General features: G+C 50.8%; 24 protein-coding genes, 1 tRNA gene and 1 pseudogene. 15 read left to right on the top strand and 11 right to left on the bottom strand.

What is annotated here, in order from left to right; genetic code table 11:
* Position 1 precedes the first annotated feature (1 nt).
* From ACR0DT_RS09955 to ACR0DT_RS09940, 4 genes are all read right to left on the bottom strand, one after another.
* The gene (locus ACR0DT_RS09955) at positions 2-1,330 is read right to left on the bottom strand and encodes a hypothetical protein (RefSeq protein ID WP_480710578.1); all 1,329 of its coding nucleotides are present in this window, start codon (positions 1,328-1,330) and stop codon (positions 2-4) included.
* A gap of 1,027 nt (positions 1,331-2,357) precedes the next feature.
* Positions 2,358-2,588: a hexameric tyrosine-coordinated heme protein gene (locus ACR0DT_RS09950; RefSeq protein ID WP_480710577.1), complete on the bottom strand. Its 231-nt coding sequence runs from the start codon at positions 2,586-2,588 to the stop codon at positions 2,358-2,360.
* A gap of 490 nt (positions 2,589-3,078) precedes the next feature.
* A complete protein-coding gene (locus ACR0DT_RS09945) occupies positions 3,079-3,594 on the bottom strand; it encodes a peroxiredoxin family protein (protein WP_480710576.1) in 516 nt (171 codons plus the stop codon).
* Positions 3,595-3,667: 73 nt separating this feature from the next.
* Positions 3,668-4,429 (bottom strand): hypothetical protein, encoded by a 762-nt coding sequence (locus tag ACR0DT_RS09940; RefSeq protein WP_480710575.1) that lies wholly within the window; start codon positions 4,427-4,429, stop codon positions 3,668-3,670.
* Positions 4,430-4,517: 88 nt separating this feature from the next.
* On the opposite strand from ACR0DT_RS09940, the gene ACR0DT_RS09935 reads away from it, so the two are divergent.
* Together ACR0DT_RS09935 and ACR0DT_RS09930 are read left to right on the top strand one after the other, a co-directional pair.
* Positions 4,518-5,069 carry a MarR family winged helix-turn-helix transcriptional regulator gene (locus ACR0DT_RS09935; RefSeq protein ID WP_480710574.1) on the top strand — a complete coding sequence of 184 codons (552 nt, stop codon included), beginning with the start codon at positions 4,518-4,520 and terminating at the stop codon, positions 5,067-5,069.
* The gene (locus tag ACR0DT_RS09930) at positions 5,059-5,757 is read left to right on the top strand and encodes an MOSC domain-containing protein (protein ID WP_480710573.1); all 699 of its coding nucleotides are present in this window, start codon (positions 5,059-5,061) and stop codon (positions 5,755-5,757) included. Before ACR0DT_RS09935 ends, ACR0DT_RS09930 begins: the two co-directional genes overlap by 11 nt.
* A gap of 295 nt (positions 5,758-6,052) precedes the next feature.
* Here ACR0DT_RS09930 and ACR0DT_RS09925 read toward each other — a convergent pair whose 3' ends face one another.
* Positions 6,053-6,748, bottom strand: coding sequence for a 2OG-Fe(II) oxygenase (locus tag ACR0DT_RS09925; protein WP_480710572.1), 696 nt, complete (start codon positions 6,746-6,748; stop codon positions 6,053-6,055).
* Positions 6,738-7,256 (bottom strand): methylated-DNA--[protein]-cysteine S-methyltransferase, encoded by a 519-nt coding sequence (locus ACR0DT_RS09920; RefSeq protein ID WP_480710571.1) that lies wholly within the window; start codon positions 7,254-7,256, stop codon positions 6,738-6,740. Before ACR0DT_RS09920 ends, ACR0DT_RS09925 begins: the two co-directional genes overlap by 11 nt.
* Before the next feature lie 603 nt (positions 7,257-7,859).
* On the opposite strand from ACR0DT_RS09920, the gene ACR0DT_RS09915 reads away from it, so the two are divergent.
* The 4 genes from ACR0DT_RS09915 (at position 7,860) to ACR0DT_RS09900 (ending at position 10,759) form a co-directional block, all read left to right on the top strand.
* A complete protein-coding gene (locus tag ACR0DT_RS09915) occupies positions 7,860-8,306 on the top strand; it encodes an ester cyclase (protein ID WP_480710570.1) in 447 nt (148 codons plus the stop codon).
* Positions 8,307-8,706: 400 nt separating this feature from the next.
* Positions 8,707-9,264 (top strand): helix-turn-helix domain-containing protein, encoded by a 558-nt coding sequence (locus tag ACR0DT_RS09910; protein WP_480710569.1) that lies wholly within the window; start codon positions 8,707-8,709, stop codon positions 9,262-9,264.
* Between the two features lie 141 nt (positions 9,265-9,405).
* Positions 9,406-9,816: an MOSC domain-containing protein gene (locus ACR0DT_RS09905; RefSeq protein WP_480710568.1), complete on the top strand. Its 411-nt coding sequence runs from the start codon at positions 9,406-9,408 to the stop codon at positions 9,814-9,816.
* Between the two features lie 4 nt (positions 9,817-9,820).
* Positions 9,821-10,759 carry a PDR/VanB family oxidoreductase gene (locus ACR0DT_RS09900; protein ID WP_480710567.1) on the top strand — a complete coding sequence of 313 codons (939 nt, stop codon included), beginning with the start codon at positions 9,821-9,823 and terminating at the stop codon, positions 10,757-10,759.
* 139 nt (positions 10,760-10,898) lie between these two features.
* On the opposite strand, the gene ACR0DT_RS09895 is transcribed toward ACR0DT_RS09900, so the two are convergent.
* Together ACR0DT_RS09895 and ACR0DT_RS09890 are read right to left on the bottom strand one after the other, a co-directional pair.
* Complete coding sequence (locus ACR0DT_RS09895; protein WP_480710566.1) at positions 10,899-11,903, bottom strand: catalase; 1,005 nt, start codon at positions 11,901-11,903, stop codon at positions 10,899-10,901.
* Between the two features lie 107 nt (positions 11,904-12,010).
* Positions 12,011-12,751: a hypothetical protein gene (locus ACR0DT_RS09890; RefSeq protein WP_480710565.1), complete on the bottom strand. Its 741-nt coding sequence runs from the start codon at positions 12,749-12,751 to the stop codon at positions 12,011-12,013.
* A gap of 921 nt (positions 12,752-13,672) precedes the next feature.
* Between ACR0DT_RS09890 and ACR0DT_RS09885 the strand changes: the two genes are divergently transcribed.
* Positions 13,673-13,996, top strand: a complete 324-nt coding sequence (locus ACR0DT_RS09885) for a DUF5983 family protein (protein WP_480710564.1) — start codon at positions 13,673-13,675, stop codon at positions 13,994-13,996.
* Positions 13,997-14,021: 25 nt separating this feature from the next.
* Here the strand turns inward: ACR0DT_RS09885 and ACR0DT_RS09880 are convergent.
* A pseudogene (locus ACR0DT_RS09880) lies at positions 14,022-14,548 on the bottom strand (transposase); the annotation flags it as partial.
* Between the two features lie 81 nt (positions 14,549-14,629).
* Here ACR0DT_RS09880 and ACR0DT_RS09875 point away from each other — a divergent pair.
* The 8 genes from ACR0DT_RS09875 to ACR0DT_RS09840 all read left to right on the top strand — a co-directional run bounded on the left by ACR0DT_RS09875 (position 14,630) and on the right by ACR0DT_RS09840 (position 19,016).
* Complete coding sequence (locus ACR0DT_RS09875; RefSeq protein ID WP_480710563.1) at positions 14,630-14,860, top strand: DUF1192 family protein; 231 nt, start codon at positions 14,630-14,632, stop codon at positions 14,858-14,860.
* A 212-nt stretch (positions 14,861-15,072) separates the two neighbouring features.
* Entirely contained in the window at positions 15,073-15,588 is a 516-nt protein-coding gene (locus ACR0DT_RS09870; RefSeq protein ID WP_480710562.1) for a hypothetical protein, read from the top strand.
* 391 nt (positions 15,589-15,979) lie between these two features.
* Positions 15,980-16,074: transfer RNA gene (locus ACR0DT_RS09865), tRNA-OTHER, on the top strand.
* A gap of 17 nt (positions 16,075-16,091) precedes the next feature.
* A complete protein-coding gene (locus ACR0DT_RS09860) occupies positions 16,092-16,514 on the top strand; it encodes a hypothetical protein (RefSeq protein ID WP_480710561.1) in 423 nt (140 codons plus the stop codon).
* Complete coding sequence (locus ACR0DT_RS09855; RefSeq protein WP_480710560.1) at positions 16,507-17,004, top strand: hypothetical protein; 498 nt, start codon at positions 16,507-16,509, stop codon at positions 17,002-17,004. Before ACR0DT_RS09860 ends, ACR0DT_RS09855 begins: the two co-directional genes overlap by 8 nt.
* Positions 17,005-17,008: 4 nt before the next feature.
* Entirely contained in the window at positions 17,009-18,298 is a 1,290-nt protein-coding gene (locus ACR0DT_RS09850; RefSeq protein ID WP_480710559.1) for an AAA family ATPase, read from the top strand.
* Positions 18,299-18,351: 53 nt separating this feature from the next.
* Positions 18,352-18,645 (top strand): hypothetical protein, encoded by a 294-nt coding sequence (locus tag ACR0DT_RS09845; protein ID WP_480710558.1) that lies wholly within the window; start codon positions 18,352-18,354, stop codon positions 18,643-18,645.
* A gap of 194 nt (positions 18,646-18,839) precedes the next feature.
* Positions 18,840-19,016, top strand: coding sequence for a hypothetical protein (locus tag ACR0DT_RS09840; RefSeq protein WP_480710557.1), 177 nt, complete (start codon positions 18,840-18,842; stop codon positions 19,014-19,016).
* A gap of 209 nt (positions 19,017-19,225) precedes the next feature.
* Here the strand turns inward: ACR0DT_RS09840 and ACR0DT_RS09835 are convergent, their stop codons facing one another.
* Entirely contained in the window at positions 19,226-19,579 is a 354-nt protein-coding gene (locus tag ACR0DT_RS09835) for an ankyrin repeat domain-containing protein (RefSeq protein WP_480710556.1), read from the bottom strand.
* A 100-nt stretch (positions 19,580-19,679) separates the two neighbouring features.
* Positions 19,680-22,193 carry an endonuclease gene (locus ACR0DT_RS09830; RefSeq protein WP_480710555.1) on the bottom strand — a complete coding sequence of 838 codons (2,514 nt, stop codon included), beginning with the start codon at positions 22,191-22,193 and terminating at the stop codon, positions 19,680-19,682.
* Positions 22,194-22,219: the final 26 nt, after the last annotated feature.

Genomic DNA, 22,219 nt, shown 5'->3' with positions numbered 1-22,219 from the left:
CTCAGGCTCCTCCCTGGTCGGCATCTAACCAATCAGACCATTCGCCCAAATAGCGATCTGCTTGGACTTGCCCGACTAACCAGCGAAGGTACAGTTCCGTTGTTTGAGGGCTAACATGCCCAAGAAACGGTTGAATATGCAGCTTAATTAGTGTTTCCCCGAGGCTTGACGCCCATTCGATTGCCGGGGAGTATCCTGATCTGTCTCCAATCTCCATTTGAGACTTTAGCTTTTCAAGTTCAGCATCAATCCTGTCCAGAAGCTGATAACAAGCCCAAGCATGTCGTCCAGCATGCGGGGTCCAACCGTCGAACGGCACCGAGCGATTTTTGATACCTTTTTGCCCCCAAAGTTCGCGAAAGCGACTATAGCTGTAACCGCGACCGGTACTGGGTGACAAAAACAGTTCTTTTGGCTCCGGTTCGCCTGGATGAAGACTGTTGTACCTGCGGAGCGCCAACTTACGGGTAGTGCGTTTGTAGTCGTGTAACCTGACCAACCAATCCCGCGAGATCCGTATTGAGCGGGTTTTGCCCCTTTTTTCCGGGTCCGCAGGATCTCGCCCTCCCTTCGTTCCGTATTTGATCGAAACGCTGATTGCCTGTGTACCCGGGCGAATGCTCTCTGGATCCGGCAACTGATCGGCTCGGAAGAGAATTGTTTCCTCGGCCCGCATTGCCGTCTCAACAGTGGTTCTGCACATGCAATATGCTGTAGTGCCCAGGAGTCCTGGATATCCACTTAACAAGCCATCCAACCAACGCTTGATTTCAATTCTTGACGGGAGGTGCAGGTCTTTGGGATCCATCCGTACTGAACCAACTCGACGTTCATATCTACGGAAGTTGTCTCCATTTCGCAGTTTCTGTGTAGGCTCCATGCTGATTTGGAAGGTTTCACGATGACCTTGCGACGCCGCATAGCTCAAAAAATCGCTGGCAGTGGTCACACGATTGTTGATTGTTCCTGCCGCAAGCGGATTTCCAGAATTTGAAGCCCGACCGGACAGCATGTCAGTTTGGTAAGTGCGAAGCAGCTGTTCATAGCTCACTCTTCGCCAGTTCAAATTATGCCGTTCGCAGTACGTGAGAAAATGATCAAGATTGCGTCCGTACAAGTACATACTATTGGCAGACGGTTTGGACGATAGAGCGTAAAGAGACTTACCCTCATGTCTAGGGGTCCAACGACCTAGTCCGCGAGCAATTAGATACTCGGTAGCCTCCCGCATCAGCTTCCAGTCAGCGGTCCAGATCACAGGAATGTGGCAGATTTCAATTGTCCCTAGATCTTCAGAACGCTGACGATCCGGCAATTTTATGAAAGTCATCCATACCTCACTATGATCTCAAAAAACGAAATCTAAAAAAGAGTGACGCGTTCGAAACCTTGCTTTCTAGCCAGTCCAACGGGCTGTCCACAAACCGTACCGCCCCGTCTGATAAAGTCTTTTTTCGGTGACAGTAATTTCGACTTCGCATCCGTACTACCTCTCACAAGTTCCGCTTTATTGTGGAAGAGGATTCAAAGAACTCTAGATGCCAAAAAAATTTTCTTTCGCAATTGGAGACCAGTCACAAATCCAGCCGAGTAGCACCAAAGAATAAATAGGTTTTTCTTTCCGGTACTTTATCCTTGCGTAGAAGTGCGCTCAAAAGGATTAGACAAGAATTAAAAATATCAATCCTTCAAAACAGGAAGAATAAGGCGAAGAAATCTATAGGTTATTGCCACTCATTCAAAGGTGCTTTTCATTCTTCCACCTATTAGGAAATGTTGCAGAAGGGCATCAATCGCCACGTAAAAGTAGGGATAAAGTTTCACTGTCGAAGAAAAACTTCTTCAATCAGAGCTGCGAAACCGAGATCGACATGTCCAAGTTGGTAGCAGTTCGACGCCAAATTGGTCGGGTAGCGCATTTCGAATACTCACGGTTCTCTCACTCCACCGCGACGACGAACGTAAATTCTTGTAAATAATATAAATTTTTACACAAACTCGGACAGATGAGTTAAATGAGAGGAGATCCAGGAGCCCAGAACAATTGCGGAGTTTCGTCTGGGCTCCTGTTAAACGGATCTGCGGAATTCACACCAGATCCGGGAAGCAGACACTCTGAATGAGGGGGCAGACCGATTTGAGTGAGTGGTGGCATCGGTCTATTCAGGAGATCTTTCTGCTTTTATGTGAGTTATCGGCTTTCTTTCAGTGGTCTCTTTTGCCAACGCACGGCTCAGAACTTATTGAGAACCGCAAAGCTGCGCTCCCCTACCTTCCCAAGCCCCCCCTTGCAGACCCCATTCAATTCAAGGAGTATTGCACAGGCTATTGTGCCGTAGATTTTCTGACCGCCTAAATCAATCCCGCCAATACGCATTAGCGGCCGCAATTGTTTGGAAGTTTACAGCAACAACACCGGATACCTCTACCAAGGCTGCTGCGTCTCTTTCGTAAACAGTTCTCAGTTCTCCGCGTATTTTCTCATCAGGCTGGGTTAGTTTAACGGCCATACGGGACAGTTTTATTGCGAGTTCATACCCTTGTTGAGGGTTTTCAGTCTGAAGGGTGGGTAGCCAAGAAGCGCTCATACTGCCTATCCTAGTTTTCTGGGATCATTGTCATCTGACTTGATGTGCATTTCAGGAATTGAGATCCGATATTTTCTAGTTTCGAAGACTTGGCAGAATGTTCTTAGTCCCAGCCAGCTTCGCCAAGCCGCGTATCCAGTGGATTGGTTAGACCAACGCAATCTCGAGGACAAAATGACTGCGAGCCCTGCGGGTTTCATCGAATCTCTCCAAGTTGAATCTCAGCCTCCTTTTAAGATTTGCTCCAAGTCAAAGCAAGTTAGTTTTGAGTCAAAACTTTCTAGGAGCACTTGAATACCTACCTGTCACTCTAACCAAACTTTGTTTGATGCAAGCTTCTGTGGAACGATGCCCACGCAAAGCTCTGGAAGAACTCCCCGCCGCAAATGAATGACGATTGCCATTTCAGAGCTGAGCACCATAATCTGTTGTGCTTGGGTATTGGGATGACGCTGATTGGGACAAACGTTACTCGCCCCAATCGCAATACTCATGAGCAGCCGTCTACTGTACAGACTTTCCCGGCAACTGCTTCAGCCGAAGGTAGTTGAGTTTCTTCGCCCAATAAGGTCGCAATCTCTGCGCCCAGACGTAGCTCTGAAACATCGCCAAGGTGGTTGGCTCGCAGGACGCCATTCTTGTCAATCAGAATAAGACTAGGCGTTCCCCGCATTTGATAAGCTTCCATTGTTTTGGGCATCGCTCCCCTCCCCGGCATGTCCACACCAACAGGAAAATTGATACGGTACTCATGCAAGAACGCTTCAAGCGATACTGGTGTCATCGCGTCGTGATGTTCGAATACGGTGTGAAGCCCTAACACCTCCACACTGTCTTTGGGGAAAGCTTGTTGGATTTTTTGCGCCAATGGTAGGCCGTGGATGACGCAACCTGGGCACAGCATTTGGAATGCTTCAATTACGACCACCTTACCGCGAAGACCAGCGAGTGTTATTGGGCCGGCGGTATTGAACCACTGTGAAACTTCAAGCTCTGGAGCCAGCATTTGATTGAATCCTTCAATTGTTGTGGGGTCGCTAGATCTACAACCTAGCGACCCCTTGCGAGTGGTAGCTCGATTAGTTGATTTTTCCGGGCAGACTTAGATCACCAGAAGCGACATCAAAGACATCTGTCACGCACAGCAGTGGTGCATGCACACTCTCGTTCACGCGAAGTGCAGAAGTGACTCCATCGTAGGATGCTCCCTCGGCACCTCCGGCAACTGCCGCATTGATGACGATTTCTGGTCCGTCGAATACAGGCGTAAATCCAGGGCTATCCAGGAGGATAGGAAATCCCGGCCAAGTCGCCGGCAGGTTCGGTGTTGCACCCTCCGGAATGTCCTTTACAGCAAGAGCTCCAGGTCCGCACGCTTCAGTCGGAGCAAGAACAACCCAGTGGCTGTGCCAAATTCCACCGTCATCACCTGGATTCCCATTCAGATCCTCGTCGTACAGTGGCGTATCGTCGAAGTCTGGATGGCTTGTAGCAACCATCGCGAGAATACCCGCTTCTTCGTCAAACCCTACGACCGATGGATCAAGTGACGTCGGCCAAACGTAAGACCAAACATGTGATCCACCCACATTGCCGGTTGCTTCAGGTTTGTCCGCGCCAGCAACACCGTTGGTTGTCATGTGGAAGGTTACAGTATTCCCTTTGCGGTGTACGTGCGCTGCCAAAATGTCGAATGAAGCAACTTTGCTGCTGTCCGACGCCGACTTAACAGCTCCTTCCTGATTGATCGCATGGCTCGCGTGATCATGATTGGCATCTGCCAGTACTTGCCCAGCCAACAGGGTAGAAACTGCTGCGGCAATAAAAAAACTCTTTTTCATTGTGACGATCCTTCGATTAGTGACGAGTCACAAATAATTTCGAGTCGAAACTATTGCAAGTTTTATTTCGACTCGATATGAAAATTTCATGGAACAAGGATTGAAAATTCGAGAGCTGATCAATCGCCTTGCGAGGATTGATGCGTTGCAGGGTTGGGAGGGCGACCTAAATCCTACGCAAAGCGCCGTATTGGATTATTTATACCGTGCGAACCGCTTTTCGCGGAGCCCATCGCATGTCTCTGACTACCTTGGCACAACCCGAGGCACCGTGTCCCAAACACTAAAGTCACTTCTACAAAAAGGATATGTTTCGGAACGAAAGTCCGAAAAAGACAAGCGGGCTATCAGCTTCGATCTAACCACCAAAGGACGTCGGATCGCGAGGCTGCCCAATTCTGTAGCAGCGGCAGTGGCTGAGTTGGACGACAATGCTCAAAGTGACCTGCAAGCAGTCTTAGACAGTCTTTTTAAGGGTCTCCTTAAGATCAACGGAGGGCGGCCTTTCGGAGTATGCAAGTCGTGTCAGCATTTCTCGGTTAAAGGATCGGCTGGCTACTGTGCACTTTTGTCAGAGGTCCTATCCCCGGAAGAGACGAACCAAATCTGCCATGAACAGGATGCACGCAATGCCCACTGAAGCGCTTAGTCACATTGAACAACTCTTCGTCGGAAAAGTGTCAAACCGCTGGGAGGGTCGCCCACCGTCGGCAATTCATAAAGAACCAAGGGAAGGTCCGCTTGAAATTGATGAAGTAGGATTTCTGACTGATGAGCAAGCCGATCTTGAAAACCATGGGGGGAAAGACAAGGCGATCCATCACTACGCATTGGACCATTACATTAGCTGGATTCAGGAAGGGCATATACCTCCCGGCACAGTACCCGCCGCATTCGGAGAGAATGTGTCTACATTGGGTATGACCGAATTGGATATGTGCATTGGTGACAAACTGCGGTTTGGAACAGCGGTCTTACAAATCAGTCAAGGCCGCCAGCCCTGTTGGAAAGTCAGCGAATACACCGAAAATAAAAAGATGGCGTACCTGTTCCAAAAGACTTCGAGAACAGGATGGTACTATAGAGTCTTGGAGCCAGGGTGGGCCGCTGTTGGTGATGGTATTTTTCTCATCGAGCGCTCTCAACCAGATTGGACAGTCGCGCGTGTCACCAATGCCCGATTACGCCGAAACGCATCGCCTGAAGACGCACGGGTGTTGGCAACGATGCCGGAACTAGCTGAGGGTTGGAGGAAAGCGTTCGAGCGAATGGCAACTGGCGACAGAGATGAAGATACGAGTAGCCGCCTAAGCGGATCGAACCAATAGTTACTCTCGCGCATCCCTGATTCCGGCTACTTCCTGATTGTTACGTTGTGATCCCAGTGCCCCTAGGTGCCACCACGGACAACTGGGATCGGTATTTTAAGAGAAGCTAGCTTTTTGCGAGCCTTCTTGGGGGCGTCGACTGGAACTCATCAATAGCAACGGACGTAGTCCGTTGTAGAAACTGCCACAAGGATGACGTCGATAAAAATAGTTACTTCGTTGGATCAAAGCCAACCGACACGAAATGAGAACTTGTTCTACGAGGCCGACGAGTTCCAAGCTCGGTTGGAAACGACTACTTTGCGTCGTGGAAGATTATCCCAAGCGTGGACCGGCTACCTGATCGGACGGCACTAACGCCATGGCGCTGTTTGACGCGATAGTAACCGCGAGAACCTTGCTTGGGGCGCTCGTTGACGGCAAAAGCAATTGCATGACCTTGTAGAAGTGGAACAACTTCAGCCTTTGACTGCATCCTCGGCCGCTGTTCAGTAATGATAAATTCCCCGCCTGTATAGTGCTCAGGGTTTGACAACAATATTACGACTTGGAAAGGGAACCATATGTCCCCGTATAAGTCTTGGTGTAGGCAATTGTAGTCTCCCGTTCTGTATCTCAGTAACAACGGTGTTGGACGTGTCTGACCTTGGCGATGACATACGTCGATGAATTCCTGATGCGTCGCTGGAAAACGATTTTCAATACCAAGCTTCGCGTTCCAGTCATTGGCAATTGAGGCTAAACCGGGAAAAATCTCATCTCGAAGTGTCTGGATTTCACTGGGCAACGGATAGCAGTAGTACTTGTACTCACCTTCGCCGAAGCCATGCCGGCGCATCTTAATATGAGACCTGAAATTCTGGTCATTGTCGTAGCCGTCTGCAACGTTTTGTGTTTCCTCTGGTGAAAGAACGCGGCCGAGATCCGCATGTCCTTCGGCATTCAACCTGTTCGAAACATCAGCCCAGTCAATGTTCAGCTTAAGCGGCATCCGGCTGTCCTTCTTCCCTTGAAAGAAGTTCTTTCTTCATCTCCATACCCCATCGATAACCTCCATGCGCGCCATCTGATCGAACGACCCTGTGACATGGGATCAACACCGCAATTGGATTTGCGCCACAGGCGTTCGCAACGGCACGCGCGGAGTTTGGGCAGCTAAGGCTGTGGGCTAGTTGCGAGTAGGTGATTTTCCGACCGCGGCTTATGTTTTGCAAAGCTGACCAAACCGCAGTCTGAAATTGGGTTCCCACTGGGGCCAATCGCCCAGAAAACTCTGTCGTGCCAGCAATGGCAGACTTTAGGTTCTCTAAATCGCCGCAGTATTCTGCGCTCTCGCTTAAAGTAGATTGTTCGAATCTCTGCTTCAGATCATCGATGGCGCTGTCGTAAGTGTCACCCAAGCATAGCGCCCGGAGTCCTTTGTTGTCCCAGGCTACAACCGCTTTGCCCAAATCTATCTCAAAGCGGTAGAAACACAGCTTATCGCGAACCTCTGACATTTTTCCTTTCAACTCCTGTGAATTGGTTGATCAAGACTTCCTATTTCCAGAATTTTGGAGCGTTAACGGCCTTGGGTCAGCCCGTTTCTTGCGCATTAGCTCGTTTTGGCTGGGTTCGATTGAAGAACAACGATAAATTTTTGAAGGTTATCGGGGGCCTTCGTCATCCTTGTCTGGGCTGAGTTTCAACCAAACACGGATATCTAGGCGACCAATGGTATAGCCATCGTGCCGACAAAACCCCCAATTGCGCGCTGTAGAAAAATACCCTGCCGAGAAGGCTGCCGGGCTCTCCCCACATTGAACGTGAAAGAACAGCGCAACAGAATAAGACGTCAGCCATGTAGGCGCGAATTTCAGAGATCGTTTTGCTGGGAGTAGCGCGTGGTGAAATCCAAACATTTCATATGAAACAGTTGGATTCGTGAACCGCGTGTTGAAGATTACTTAGTCTCGGATAACACCACGTCTTGCAGCTAACAGAACCGAATAGCAAACTGACAATTCGTTTCCTCAGCCCCCAAGCTTTATTCGGCAAGAAACGGGTCGAGATCTTGTCGCGGATGTGTTGCTTCAGCGCTGTGAACAACGAAGGAGATCACGATGTCTGTCACAGAAAACAAGCAAATAGTCGGACGCTGGTTCGAAGCAATTTGGGGTGAAAACTACGACCCATCAGTCATAGAAGAACTGGCAGACGATACAATGGTCATGGAATATCCCATTCACGGCCGACGGGTAGGAAAGTCAGAAATCAAAGGGATGTTAGATCGCCTACGGGAGGCATTTCCGAACCTAAAGTTCTGGGTCGTCGGTGACATCATAGCGGAAGGGGATTTCGTCTGTGGGCGTTGGGCAGGAGGTGGAAAGCACACAGGCCCAGAGTTTGCGGATCTTCCCGCAGGAAAATTGCCGGCGAACTCGGGCCGCGAGATCTCTTTCAGCGGTATGACCTTCTTTAAACTAAAGAACGGGAAGATCATCGAGGAGATTGGCGAAGAAGATGCTTTGAAGGCTGGTCTTCAGTTGTCGGTTGTTCAGGTCGCCTAAAGCAATAATACTGGGCACCCGCGCGAAACTGTCTGGGTGCCCTAGTATATTCGAACACGGGATAGAATGGACGCCGGCCAAATGGCGTTTTCCCCTGCACCCAGCACTAAATCAGGGGAAGCAAATCCAGTGTTTGAAGAAGCACATGCAATCTGGCCAAGTTTCTTCGATACGGCCTGAAGGAGTGTTGTGTTTCAATCCGAACAAGTCACCGGGCGCTCAGTAGCACAAGTTATAACGTTGGCTGCAGCTTGGCATATGAGTCGAATCCAAATGCACCAACTTGGAGGCAAATACAAAGGCTGGTGCTGACTTTCTCGCTGTAAAGACGGAGCATTGAATTTGTGCTTATTCGAACGCAATACTCCAGCTAGCGTTTTACCATGTATTCGAGATTGTAGTGGCTAGAAATGATGAAACTCGCGTAGGTGAGTCCGCCAAGTCGGCAAGAATAAGAGCTGGGCTGACTCTGGAAGCTCTGGCCAAGACTACCGGACTTAGCAAAGGTCATCTTTCGAGGTTCGAAAGGGGCCAGAAAACCCTGTCTGTAGCTGCGTTGTTGCGTCTGTGTGATGCTCTGGAGGTGAGTATCGGGACAATTCTCGGAGATGAACCGACGCGCAACGATACTATCGTCCGGCTCTCCAAGGATCTTGAATACCATTCAATTACAGAGTCTTCCGATGGTCCCAAATTCGCGATCCTTAGCAGCCGACCTGATGACGGTTCGTCTCAGACACTTCTGCTAACTGTCCCGGCACATTACGAGACCGCCGATCCTGCACACCACAGCGGTAGAGAAGGCTTATTCGTGACAAAGGGCGAATTAACACTGACAATTGGTAATCAGCCAATCCATTTGGGCTTAGGGGACTATGTCGAGTTTGAGGCTAGTCAATCTCATTTCCTGCGAGGTTCCCAAGTCGATAGCGAAGTGCTGCTCGTGATTTTCAACTAGACGCAAACACTCAAAAGTTGTCCTGTAGACAACAAATATTAAATCTGCAATGCATGACCTCGTCACCAATTAGGGGGGAATCGCATGTCATGGTCAGGTTTAGTAGTTGGGTTGCATTTTGCTCCCAGGTCCTTCTTGCCAATGCGCGATGTATCGAGCCTCAACTTGATCTCCGGCATCGGCGTAGAAGGAGACAGGTACTCAACAGAAAGCGGATTTTACTCAGATCGGCCGGAAGAAGGGCGCCAAATTACGCTCATAGAAATTGAAGCGTTGGAGGCAATCGAAAGAGACTACTCGATTTCGTTGCAGCCAAATGAGCATAGACGCAATGTGACCACTCGAGGCGTTCCATTGAACCATTTGGTTGGGAAGAAATTTTGCATTGGGGATACGCTATTGGAAGCCACCAGGCTTTCCACTCCGTGTCGGCATATCGAACAAATCACTGGAAAAAGTGTTTTTGAACCAATGCTGCACCGGGCAGGATTGCATGCTCGTATTTTAAGGGGTGGCACTATCAGAACATCCGACAAGATTGAGGCGGCGTAGGTCAATGATTGTTAAACCGATCCATCGAGTTTCTACAGTGATCCGTCAGAAAAAACAGTTGGCTCAATCTGTTGCGTTGTTCGAACTAGCTGACCCCGACGGCTGGGAACTGCCGCCCTTCTCTGCCGGAGCTCATGTGGATGTACACATGCCCAGCGGATTGATCCGGCAGTATTCTCTGTGTGGTGATCCTGACGACCGAACAAGTTACTCTATTGCAGTTCATCTCGACACGAACGGACGCGGCGGCTCTGAGGAAATGCACAAGCTCAATGTCGGCGCCGAACTATTGTTGTCCCTACCCCGCAACATGATGCCATTGGTCGACTCTTCTCACGTAGTTTTTGTTGCCGGCGGAATTGGAATAACACCGTTCGTACCGATGATGATTGAGTTGTTCCGTGCAGGTCGCACATTCAAGCTACACTACGCAGCAAAGAGCAGAGAACGTGCCGCATTTGAAAGGGAGATCGCGGGGGCTTACGGGAGCAGCGTACAATATTATTTCAGTGAACAGAAAGACAAACTGGACGTTTCCAGCGTTGTCGACGGTCTGAAAAGTGAAGATCATTTGTACTGCTGTGGTCCGGTAAGCATGATTGAAGAAGTCCTCGATCATACGTCATCTCTTAGGGATCGCACTCACGTCGAAGTGTTTGGCGCAAACCCTAATTCTGCCGAAGTTGCCTACGATGTGAATCTTCTCCGGTCACAGAAAACTGTACATGTCGTTGAAGGCCAAACAATGTTGGAAGCCTTGCGCCTTGCCAACGTCGTGGTGCCATCGTCCTGCGAAGCGGGCATCTGTTTGGAGTGCGTGACAAGATATACTGACGGCGAGCCAATCCACCGTGACATTATGCTTCCAAAGGACCAGAAATCGCGGTTCCTGACACCTTGTGTCTCAGGGTGTACGGGGCGATCTATTACCCTTGATCTGTGAACCGGCGTTAGAAAAGCCCCCAAAGAGTGGCCATTGACCTCTCGGGGGCTCACTATGCGCACTTTGCACCAACAGCTTCTGTTTTGATCCGGTCGCTGGGAAATGGAGCGATCCCCGACGAACACGACTTACATTGGCACTACTTTTCCGAGAGCCGTTTAGACGCACCAATTGCATATATCGCCGAGCGAACTTGAAGCATCGGGTCTTCGCTGGGCGCGAACCCATCCGACAGTATGAGGGGATCAAAGTTCAGATCATCGCATTCGCCATCTGCTTCACTCATGACCTCTTTCACGGTGAGCCTGGCAGCATTGATCTGCTGATGTGGTCCCGTCCAAGGTTTTGATGGATCAGAAATGTTGTCATCAGCATTGGCAATCGTGACAATCATGTCCCAGGATACGGATCCAATCGACAAGTTCTGCTGCATGTTTTCGAAGAAAAAGTCTTTCTTGGGCGCAAGAAGTACCGAGTGTGCACCTGACGGGGTAAATGACCAACGTATGGCAGTCCGGTTCCCATCATCGCCTACCAGATAAAAACTATTCACGCTGTTGTAAGTGGCACCCTCGTACGAAGTAAGTTCCTGACCTCGGTTCTTGTGGTGAGCCTTGTAGGCTCTGAACTCCGGGCTGTTTGAGGCGAAGTGTGCAACTGCTTCATTGCCTTCAGTCAGAGCCCTCAACAGGTCCAGAAACTCTTCAGCCGTAGGAACTGGAAAGAAGTCTTCTGTGTTCATATTCATTATGTGAACATCACCAGAGTTCGTTGTGAGCTCAAAGGCCAGACCGTAGTGCCCAGGTTTGTTATCTGCAGCGTCGTTGTTTCCACCTTTGTGAGACACGCGGCCTATCACAGTCGAAGTTTCTCGGAAGATTGGGCTGGAAGAATAGTTCAGTATCTGCTGACCTGAGACTGAAAACTCTCCTGTGAAACAAAATCCCTTGGTGTGGTTTCTGCGTTTGCCTTCTGTGATGCCGAACAGGTTTTCGAACACTGGTATTGCGCGCTCTGCTGTTTCATATGGATCCGCGGCCACAAGCACATTTGGCAGGGCCATGGCGACAACTGCTAGTGTGGGTAAAATTCGTGCCATAGTCTTTGACCTTTCAGCAAAATTTACAAAGGTTGATGGTGCCACCTGTCTCGTTTCCGCTTTGCGCGGTACGTTTGGCATGAGGCGTCAGAGCTAAATCTGAAAACGTACTGCGGAGTGACGAGGCGGCGGCTGCGCCGCCTCGCATCTGTTTAGTCGACGCGACCAGGCAAGCTCAGATCACCTGATGCAATGTCAAACACATTTTCAACGCACACATGAGGAGCGTGGAAATCGGCGTCCACGCGCAGGGCTGTGGTTACACCGTCGTATTGCACTCCCTTAAGTGCACCGGCGTCAGAGTTTGCGAGCACTGCGTTGATCGTGATGGTTGGACCATCGAACACAGGAGTGAAGCCTGGGCTATCGAGATAGAACGGAACACCCGGCCAAGTTGCTGGCATTACAGGGCTTTCACCCTCCGCAACATCCCGAACGGAAAGAGCGCCAGGACCACACTCCTCGTTGGGGGTCAAAACCACCCAGTGGCTGTGCCAATGACCACCGTCGTTGCCAGTGTCGCCGTCAACGTTTTCGTCGAAAAGAGGAGTGTCGTCGAAGTCCGGGTGATTGGTTGCTGCAAGAGCGAGAATTCCAGTTCCTTCTCCGAACCCTACTGCTGACGGATCAAGCGAAGTTGGCCAAACATATGCCCAGATCGCTGACCCAGGGGCGCCGTTTCCGGTCGCTTCCGGGGTGGTTTCACCTGCGTGTCCTGCTGTGGACATCGTGAATGTTGCATAACGTCCATTCAGTTCAACTTCCGCTGCGACGATGTCGAAGTCGGCAACTTTAGTGGAGTCGACGTCGGATTTGATCCCGTGATCACCGCCGGCAAACGCAACACTTGCGATTGAGACGGAAACACTAAGGGCAAGAGCGAGATTTTTCATGAGACTTCCTCATTTCAGTTAGTAGCGAGTCGCTACTTATTTGAGGCAGGATGAGTTTGCAAGATTAAATTTCGAGTCGAAACAAAATGAGACCCATACGATCCTAGCCTCTAGGTTTCTCGCGTCATAAGTTGTGAAAAAAAGACGGGTTTTCTGATGTTTGTGATTTGACGGTGTTAACTACCGCACATCAGCTCTGCGTAGATGATCAACTGATTGCTTTTATTTTGACAAAGTACGCGCAGTTAAAGAACGAAGCGAGGAAACTTGCATCGAACATTAGCCCTTCAGAAATTTCGGAAACTAATGTGGCTCGCGTAGACGCCCTGTATCAACTTCATCTTGTACGAAAGAGTTAGAAGACGACGGCCCATGCCCAGAATACCAGTTAGGGCGGCATAAAAGGCGTTGCGTTGCTAAATGCATAGACCATCCACATTCGAAAACACAACGCAGCGAACCAATTGCGTTGGTCCAGATACTGCCCTCCAATGCAAACGGTTTTTCAGCCCTTTCCAGTGAGACGATAAGCTAAAATAGGAGGACGCTGGATGTAGTATGTATCTCAATACGCCTTAGTGTGGCAGTAAATTGCCAAAACTTTACCTGGAATTATTTGCCTAAGAAAGGCCTCAGATGGACGGGAACAGCGGTCGACAGTCTTCACGGTGGTTTTGACCGGCTTTCAGTGTTTGGCGTACCTCAGCGGATTCTCAAGACACCTCGAGGCGTTTTTGACCTGGCTCCCCAACCTGGAAAGAGCACAACTTTAACCCATTGTTATATAAACATTTTCGCCTTGATCGAAAGAATCCTGTCCGATTATGAGGTGTAGGAGCGGTACTGGATCGCACGGTCTGGAACAGCCAAATACACTCACCAGCGTCACAAAATCGACGCAACAGAAGGAAAGAAGCCGCTATGGCCATTCTTGAGCTAGGCCCTATCAGAGCCTACTTTATGCTGGATCTATCCACACATCATTTACCTCTACAAACCATTGAGCAAATTCACCGCGGCGAGTTCTACCGGGATGTGTATTTAAAGAGCAAATACAACTTTATCTTTCACATCTCATCGCGGGATCAAGGGGAAGATATACAAGACGAGCTTGCCAAATGCCCCTGCCCCGGGTTCCGAGCGGCGCTCAAACTTGCATGGAGCTGGAATCTGAAGTTCATCATGTATGACGGAGACGCAGAGGTTCAGTACGAAATCCCTGAGTTGCCAATTTATGATTGGTAGTATGCTGCCGAGATAGGCTCAGGATTCATAACCAGTAAATGACAGTTGCCACGAGGGCGATGGTTGAGAAGAAGACCTTGGGGCAACGGTCATTACAGGTTGCCACTCGCCTCCAGTCTTTGAATTTACTGAACATGATCTCAAATCGGTTTCGCCGCTTGCCTCTGCACTCGCCGTGTTTGACCGTCATCTTGCGCTGCTTCCGGTCGGAGATGCAGGCACGCAACCTTTGGTCTTTCGACGTGACCAGGAACTAGCCGGCGCAATAGCCACGATCCCCGAAGAGCCAATCCACTTTTGGCAAGCCATTGAGCAAAGCCTGAACACCGACGCAGTCGCTAACTGCCCAGAGGTGATAAAGTGGTTCAAGAGCCGCCCCTTGCCATCACCGATGGCATGCAATCTAGTATTCGTGCTGTCTTTGTTTCTGTTGGTCAGACGGCCACACCTACCCTCTTTAACTTCCAAACTGGACGTCGTGCGATGAACCTTTAGATAGGTCGCGCCGATCATGACGGCGTACTCATTGTCGTGCTCGGCGGCTAACCGAACTGTGTGCTGGGGCTTCTTCCCGATGCGATAGCGACACCAAGGGGGTCTTTCTGGTATCGTCGGCCGACAAAGGTGGATGAAATGACAAAAACAGAGATTGAAAGCTATGAGCACATCCAGTTCCGGATCCCTAAGGCGAAACTGGATGAGTTTAACGCGATGGTCTATGAGCGTTATGGCATGAAACATGGCGGCAAGACCAAGATGTTTCTCGATCTGATTGCGGAACATCAGACATCGCAGAGGATCGCTCTATTGAAAGCCGAGATCGAACGGTTGGAACAGCAAAGGCAGGGGAAGCATGCGCTTTAGGACAAATACCTGACCGCCGGGCCGATAGTTCCTGTGGTCATCGGTAACGAGAAGCAGTTGCAAATCCGGCACAAAGAAACGCGACTTTCCTGTAGTAATAGATACTACAACTTGCAGTTGACGCCCTAAGTAAAGACCCTTGTCCTATCAAAGTACTGCCGGAACCCAATCAGAACTGTCCCCCTACCGGCGGAATTCCAGGAGGGCGCGTGGTGTCTGCAACCGAAGCCACCATCAATGTGGTCGACTACGACGATATTAAAACAAGCGTTGAGCTCGAACTGGGTGAGACCCCACTGGGCTGGTCAGGGATCGTGACTGAGTTGTTTGAACACATCAAAGCGCGCAGTGACGAGATTGGGATAGAGTATCCACAGGTACTCCAAATCAAAGAAAAATTCGGGGAGCTCCGGATCTACTTCAGCAAGGCATCCGAGGACGAACGCATACGGGGCTGGGTCGCAGCGGCTATCAGCCGAGCAAACCAGAGTTGCGAGAGATGCGGGAACGCGGCACGCCCGCAGAATTTAGGAAGCTGGATCATTACGTTATGCTGTTGGTGTGCGCATGAAGAAGCGGCCACGCGGTTCAATGAGCACAAACGCCGCTATTTCCGCAAAACGGACGCACCCGGGCACCTCGTCTGCTCGGTTTGCGGTTATGTTGGACATATGGACCGTTCCGATGACAGGCGGAGATGCCCCTGCTGCGTGAAAAAAGGCTGGTGAGATCAAGGCAGGTTCCACTTAGACCACGATACTGATCGCCTTGTGTGGAGTGACGTACGAGCTGATTATCTGCGGCTTCGGAAAAGACACGGAAACTGCAAACCAGTTCGCGCCGACTACGACTCCGGACGTTCTGACGCTCTTTGTGAAACCAGAATCACCTCCCGATTCTCACCTTAAGTGGGGAAGTACACGTACCTGATACGGTCGGGAGGCAGCGCTTCGCACAACCCATGATAGAAAGTTCCCGGAACTACGTGGTGAATCACGACGTTTTGCATTCTTCATGTTGACACGATGCCTCGCGCTGGTTCAGCTTCGCCCCATGTCCAAGACACGCATCCACTGCCAACGAATATCGACTTGAATCGTTACCCCACGCGAAACACGTGGGAGGCAGCATTGGTGATGCGGGCGGGGCTTATACCCCTGTGATAGCTCCAGATAAGAGTGCACGAGTCGGTTCGATTCCGACGCCTCCTACCATCCTTTGGAGGCATTCCATGTCAAAAGACCACAAAACAAATGAAGACCTGAAAAGACGCCTGAAGCTCTACGCCAACGACGATCTTCTCTCGGAAGTCAAAACGCGCATCGAGACTGGTGTATTGAAAGAAACGCTTCTGTTCCATGGTGCTACAGGTCGCGTGTACTCAGACCTCGGTAGGGAAGACAGGCGCTACCTTCCTCCAGACGCAGTTCTACGGTTGGTATTCCCTTTTCACGAATTCGATCCTGACAGTATCAGTCATCAAAACGTCACTGAATGCCTGTTCGACTTACCAGACGAACACTTCTCTGCTCTCAAATCGACGGTGGCGGCAGAGACAGAAAAAGGCCTGCATCGTCTTATTACTGTGCTGGAGGAAATCGCTTCAGTGCAAGAATCCCAGTCCCCTAGAGCGGGGGATCCGGCGGATGAGTGATATCTTCGATTACCATGACATCCGCGGCTCCGTTGAGAAGCACCTCGGAAAAGACAATCTAGGCTGGGTTCGGATTGTCAGCGAGTGCTTTGAAGCGATCAAGAAGCACTGCGACCGGCGTGAAGAAAGCTATCCCTCGGTCGGCCAGATCAAGCAGAAATTCGGCTCGCTTCGGATCTATATGGATGGGGCGCAGGAAGACACTTTCATTCAACTGCGGTTGCAGCAAGCTATGCAGGAAGCAGAGATGTCCTGTGAGCGGTGCGGTAACGCATCCACAGCTCAGGTCATCGCTGCCTGGCATGTCAACCTATGCTGCTGGCACGCGCATGAGGCAGCCACTGAGCGGATGGAGACCTTTCCCACAGTGCGTTTGAATACTCGCGCTAAGCGAGATGTGCTTCAATGCCGAAGCTGCGGCTATATCGGCCAAATTTCCTGGGGCGCATCGGGTCACCGATGCCCCGCTTGTGTGGCGAAAGGTTGGTAACCCCATGAGTGGAACAACCTGGGAAGAAGATGAGATTTTTGCGCTGGCTGGCTTCCGCCATAACGAGGCAGACATCCTCCGCCCTGTTTTGAGCGCAGCCAACTCCCATGCGTCCTGGAAAATCGTTAAGCAAAGGATTTTGGAAAGAGCCAGCGCTGAAGACCTTCTCAAGGTGATCAACAAACGTTCTGAAGAAACCGCAAGATTTAGCGATGAGCCTGACAACTGGCGGCAGACGGAAATGAACCGTTTGAGGGAAATCGATCCTGCTCTCGCCGTCTTCGCCCAGGACACGGTGGAACAGATGACGAGCCTAAAACGCTGGAAAGAGGTCATGGGCCTCATCTCCGAACGTCATGCTGCCGATATGTCTTTGGAAGCCTCTCGCGCAGAGAGTGAGAAAGCCGCTGCTGCACTGTATCTGCTGGAAAAGGTGGACTTTGAGTACCTGCCGCGCACGCTCCGAAACGAGATGCCAGAACATATCAAGCAACTCACAACCTGGAGCAATCAATTCGCCCGGCTGGCCTCACTTAATGAGTTGAACGAGCTTCGTGCAGTTTCACAAAGGTTCCCTCATTGCAATTTCGTCATCGAAGGGATGGCCCATGACATCGAGTGCCGATGGAGCATCGGATCTGACATTCTTCATATCCAACCCACCCTACTGGTTGGCGAGCCCGGCGTCGGCAAAACAGCTTTTGCAAAAGCCGCATGTAAAGCTCTCGGGCTTTATGTGCAAAGCGCAAATGTCGGCGGCAAGTCGGAGAACCATTTGTTTGGTCTTTCCATCGGATGGAGTTCTGCGCATGCAGGGATCGTGACGGAGGCTGTGGCAACGGCACGCGTCCTTAATCCCGTTGTTGTTTTGGACGAAATCGACAAGACGCACGCGAGTCGAAACGGAGACATCACTGGCGAACTTCTTGCGTTGCTCGAGCCCTCTGAGGCCAGGAGATATCGAGAGAAATATCTAGCGGCTGATGTGGATGCCTCACATGTGAGCTGGATTTTGACGGCAAATGATCTGAGCGGGGTTCCTGCGCCTCTTCTCAACCGCTGCACAATCTATGAAATCCCGCGTCCAATACCGGAGCAACTGCCTGCGATCATTCAAAGCCTGGTGAGCGAATTCGCCAATGAGTTTGGGTTGAGGCCCGAGTTCTTTCGGCTGGATCTCGGCGATGTTGAAGCGCTGGTAGGCACCTATGAGCAGCACAGATCAGTGCGGGTTCTGAGACGGCTGGTGCGGGGTCTTCTGCATCAAAAGACCAAGAACCACTCGTGGAACTAAGGCGGGCCCACGAGGGTCGAGTGTTCAGACACACCAGAATAGGAAGGACGAAAATGCTAAGAGTTGTTGTTTATGTAAACCATACCCCAATCGCGGAAGCCCGGGCTGGAAACATGAGCGAGCTTGCGGATATCTCCGACTACAAGGTCAGAGTATTCGAAGACGAAGCACCGCATCTCGATATCCCGGCCAAGGATGTCACCGGCTGGATCAAGGGGCACACACGCCGAAGTAGCGTTTGGTATCTGGTTCGAAAGATCGCCGAGTTGGCCGTTCGGGAGATTGAAGCAACGTCTGACGATGAGCAGGATGGGTCATCAGATGACACCCAGCAAAACGAACAATGAGGAGTATCAGAGCCGATCTCCCACCCTTCATCACCGTTGCAAATCACTTGCGCTGGAAGACGAGCTTGTTTGCAGAATTAGAGCCTATCCGGAAGAAGCGCTCGCACGCCCGAGAACTGGCTTTCCGAGGGCGATGAAGTATTATGCAAAGTCAGCCAATTGCCCGAAAGCGTCAGATACAAAGGGGAATGGGGATGTCAGAAAAAGGGCCCAATGAAACTATCGAAGAATTCGAGAAACGCTGCGAGGTAGACGCCATCACGGTGGCCTTTCTCCTACTCAAAGCAGCTCAATTCGCCTCAGAGGATGGGGCAGAAAAAGTGGGTATGACTGCGGATGAGTGGGGAGAGCTCGCACCGACACTGGTCTAGAGAGTCATCTCATTTCAGAAACGTGCTTAGCTTTTCTTAAGGAAAAGTATTATAAAATAAAAATGTTGCCCAGAATTGAGGGCACGGACTTACTGTTGCCGTTCTCGTACAAGTGCGCGACAAGCTACCGGGCGCTCGAAGCGAGCTTCATGGGCGAGCTTAGAAAATCCGATAAGTCAACAATACCACCATTGGCAACCCAGCAGAATTCAGCGGTATTCGATGCGTAGAATCCGCCGAACATCGCCTCCAAGTTCTTGCGCAAGGTCTCCCGGCGTCTGGCCGAATTCAGAAATACTGGAAACATCGGCACCTGCCTTTAGCAGCGCCTCAATCGCAGCAAAGTTTTGTTGTTTCACTGCAATATGAAGAGGCGTCTCAGACATATCGCCCACCGCATTTACATCCGCTCCAGCCTCGATGAATTGCAACACGGCATATGTATTGTTACGCCACAGCATGACGTGCAACGGAGTGTCTCCATCAGCGTCGCGGCTCTCAAGAGTTATTGGCACTGCTCCCAACTCGGCTGGAAAAAGCGTATCTGAGCAAGAAGCTAACATTTCTTCTAGCGTCTCTCGCTTCTTTTGTTTCTCAGGTATCCAACTAAGCCCCTTTTGCTTTCTGCGGATGTTTCAATCTGTGATCGCCGTTTGGCATCACTCAACAGGCACCGGGCCAGGCGCGGCAGACCAACTCCGGGTAGTCAATGAACGGATTGCGGTTGCCTTGAACCTGCTCCACGCGGCCATTTCGCACGCGCTCCCAATCGTCAACTGGGTCGTTTCGATGCCACTCACCAAACTGCCCGATGCCATCGACAGCGAGTTCGTCAATTTCACCTGCTCGGCCAGGATACATCGTATAGAAGTAGAAGACTGCACGGGCGAGATCCCCTTTGTGGGATTCCGCCGGCTCAAATTCGGTACGTGTGTCTTCGGAGTACAAGTCGATGTCTTCTGTTGGAGACTGTGTTTTTATCGTGAACCGATTATCATCGGTAAGTCCGTACCAACGCGTCGTGACCGCATCGGGGATTTCAGCGAATGGGTCTGATCCACGGGCCGAGTTTACGTCTTTGTGGGTTGGGAACAGGTGCAGAATGTCGCTGCGCATGGGCTCAGCTTTTCTGAACCAACTCTGAGGAACCGAGTGCTCAGGGTTAATTGGATCTAGGAATGTCACGTCCCGCGCTTCTTGATTGAAACCAGTATAGACCCCATAGACGCGCCCGTCATCAGCGACATCAACAAATGAGTACATCGCCCGTCGCGCGTTGTCGTAACCTTGCGGAACATGATGGCCGTCATACCAGTTGTCGCGGAGCCATTCGCGAAGTTCAGTACCATTGAGATGGTCCGGCGGCATCACGGGTGCGTCCATCGCCCCCGCTTTATTTCGGATAGCGTTAGTAGAAAGCAGCGCATTCCCGTCAGCGAGCGGAACCAATGGTTCGATTCTCGAAACCACGGCCAACAGCGGATCATGATCACTGGCCTGAGCGAGTTTTCCTGCATTGACGTATGCCGGAAGAAGCGAGGTTCGATCCTGTAGCGCGGGTGAGACGAGAACGTGATCGTATGCTTGTGCTTGACCCTCAAAAACATAAGAGCGGCGTGCTTCTACAGGAAGGGAATACCAAAGGTTAGAGAGGCCAAAGTCATTCTCAAGTAGGCCCAATTCGCGTTCAAAATAGTGCGCGTTAAAGTCACCAAGCACCATGACCAGCGCGTTGGCATCGTCTCTTAGGAGATCCGATACTGTCGAACCCACGACCTGAGCCTGTTTCCGTCTTACTGCGGCCTTGGCAACCGCGGGTGGTTGGTTGGAACCAAAACTCGGGTCGCTTCCGCGCCGTGATGAAAAGTGCACATTGACTATACTTAGAGCCCCAGCGGAGGTCTCGAATGTGGCCGTTACTGGCTTACGGCTACCCGCGAACGCACCATCTCCATCAAGAATACGGTAGGCGCTATCGGCGACCAATCGGGCGCGATTAGGGTCGTAAAGGAATGCACTTCGGATGTTGCCGCCAGGTTGTCCGCCGTCTTGATCATCGTCTGGTGGAAAATCGACAAAGTCGTAGTGCGGCCCGCCTTGGGCCAAAATGGCTTTGGAAAGGGTTTGAAGTGTTTCACTGGCGCTCGTGATAGGTGTGTTTTCTGCGCCGTCGTTGTCCTGAACTTCCTGCAAAGCGACGATTGCAGGCGAGCCCAAAAGACCGACGATTTGTACCGCAATGGCGTCGAACTTACCTGAGCCAATATCGTCATCTATGTCCCTCTCCCTTGGAAGGACTTCGATATGAGGATCGAGGTTTTGGACATTATAGGATGCCACCGTGACGACTGTCTCATTCGGCACTTCAAGTGCTGGGTTAATACCTGATAGCGCCGGCGTTATATCCCCTGCGATCTCAGTCGCGAAAACGCGGTAGTTTCCAAAGTCGTAGGAAAGGATCCCGGTGATATCTCCCAGTCGGGTCCCGGCCTCAATCTCTGAGAGCTCGCCAATTAGCTCAAAATCCACCAACATTCGCTCCGGATTAGCATCGTCTTCCGACAAGGTAAGCGCGTACCCGTCAACAAATGACGTCGATGCCGATCCGGCCGAAGGGAGTATCCAAATTTCTTCGTGGTGGTTCATGGGTGAGAGCACGATGGCATCTTTAATCGTTACTCGCATGCCCTCGAATTGCTCGAAAAAGTCGATGCCGTCGTCGTCAGGATCAAACTGGTCGAAGTTGTCATTATCAATCACTTCAGTAGGTGGGTGGTTTTTTGTCTGACTGATTTCAACCGGCTCAGGCAAAGGATTGTTGGTCGACAGCACTTCTATCGAGGGGCTTTTTATCTGAGTTAGTGGCAACTGATTGGGTCGAGCGAACTCAACCAATTGACCATTCACTCTAAGCATGCTTCCAACCTTTACGGACGGCGCATCCTTGGTGAAAACAAACAACCCATCGCTGGTGAGCGAGTTTCCATCTGGATCACCTTGAACAAAAAAACCGTTGCCAACGACTGCGGTTACGAGACCTTCAGTTTCCACTGTTTGGTCCGCGTAAGCTGAGCGGTGTTGCTCCCCTTGCAAGACAGTAATCTCTTGGGCCGTTGCAGCAGCGGTTGTCAGCGTTAATGCTATGGAACCAACAACACCAATTTTCTGCCTATTCATGGTTTCCTCACCAAACTAGTTGAATC

The organism is Ruegeria sp. BI11, assembly GCF_056538005.1.
This window is presented reverse-complemented; position numbering and strand designations above follow the sequence as displayed.

Coding starts and splice junctions, on each gene's coding strand:
- ACR0DT_RS09955 (WP_480710578.1), bottom strand. CDS start 1,330: ATGACTTTCATAAAATTGCCGGATCGTCAGCGTTCTGAAGATCTAGGG.
- ACR0DT_RS09950 (WP_480710577.1), bottom strand. CDS start 2,588: ATGAGCGCTTCTTGGCTACCCACCCTTCAGACTGAAAACCCTCAACAA.
- ACR0DT_RS09945 (WP_480710576.1), bottom strand. CDS start 3,594: ATGCTGGCTCCAGAGCTTGAAGTTTCACAGTGGTTCAATACCGCCGGC.
- ACR0DT_RS09940 (WP_480710575.1), bottom strand. CDS start 4,429: ATGAAAAAGAGTTTTTTTATTGCCGCAGCAGTTTCTACCCTGTTGGCT.
- ACR0DT_RS09935 (WP_480710574.1), top strand. CDS start 4,518: ATGGAACAAGGATTGAAAATTCGAGAGCTGATCAATCGCCTTGCGAGG.
- ACR0DT_RS09930 (WP_480710573.1), top strand. CDS start 5,059: ATGCCCACTGAAGCGCTTAGTCACATTGAACAACTCTTCGTCGGAAAA.
- ACR0DT_RS09925 (WP_480710572.1), bottom strand. CDS start 6,748: ATGCCGCTTAAGCTGAACATTGACTGGGCTGATGTTTCGAACAGGTTG.
- ACR0DT_RS09920 (WP_480710571.1), bottom strand. CDS start 7,256: ATGTCAGAGGTTCGCGATAAGCTGTGTTTCTACCGCTTTGAGATAGAT.
- ACR0DT_RS09915 (WP_480710570.1), top strand. CDS start 7,860: ATGTCTGTCACAGAAAACAAGCAAATAGTCGGACGCTGGTTCGAAGCA.
- ACR0DT_RS09905 (WP_480710568.1), top strand. CDS start 9,406: ATGCGCGATGTATCGAGCCTCAACTTGATCTCCGGCATCGGCGTAGAA.
- ACR0DT_RS09900 (WP_480710567.1), top strand. CDS start 9,821: ATGATTGTTAAACCGATCCATCGAGTTTCTACAGTGATCCGTCAGAAA.
- ACR0DT_RS09890 (WP_480710565.1), bottom strand. CDS start 12,751: ATGAAAAATCTCGCTCTTGCCCTTAGTGTTTCCGTCTCAATCGCAAGT.
- ACR0DT_RS09885 (WP_480710564.1), top strand. CDS start 13,673: ATGGCCATTCTTGAGCTAGGCCCTATCAGAGCCTACTTTATGCTGGAT.
- ACR0DT_RS09875 (WP_480710563.1), top strand. CDS start 14,630: ATGACAAAAACAGAGATTGAAAGCTATGAGCACATCCAGTTCCGGATC.
- ACR0DT_RS09860 (WP_480710561.1), top strand. CDS start 16,092: ATGTCAAAAGACCACAAAACAAATGAAGACCTGAAAAGACGCCTGAAG.
- ACR0DT_RS09855 (WP_480710560.1), top strand. CDS start 16,507: ATGAGTGATATCTTCGATTACCATGACATCCGCGGCTCCGTTGAGAAG.
- ACR0DT_RS09850 (WP_480710559.1), top strand. CDS start 17,009: ATGAGTGGAACAACCTGGGAAGAAGATGAGATTTTTGCGCTGGCTGGC.
- ACR0DT_RS09845 (WP_480710558.1), top strand. CDS start 18,352: ATGCTAAGAGTTGTTGTTTATGTAAACCATACCCCAATCGCGGAAGCC.
- ACR0DT_RS09840 (WP_480710557.1), top strand. CDS start 18,840: ATGTCAGAAAAAGGGCCCAATGAAACTATCGAAGAATTCGAGAAACGC.
- ACR0DT_RS09835 (WP_480710556.1), bottom strand. CDS start 19,579: ATGTTAGCTTCTTGCTCAGATACGCTTTTTCCAGCCGAGTTGGGAGCA.
- ACR0DT_RS09830 (WP_480710555.1), bottom strand. CDS start 22,193: ATGAATAGGCAGAAAATTGGTGTTGTTGGTTCCATAGCATTAACGCTG.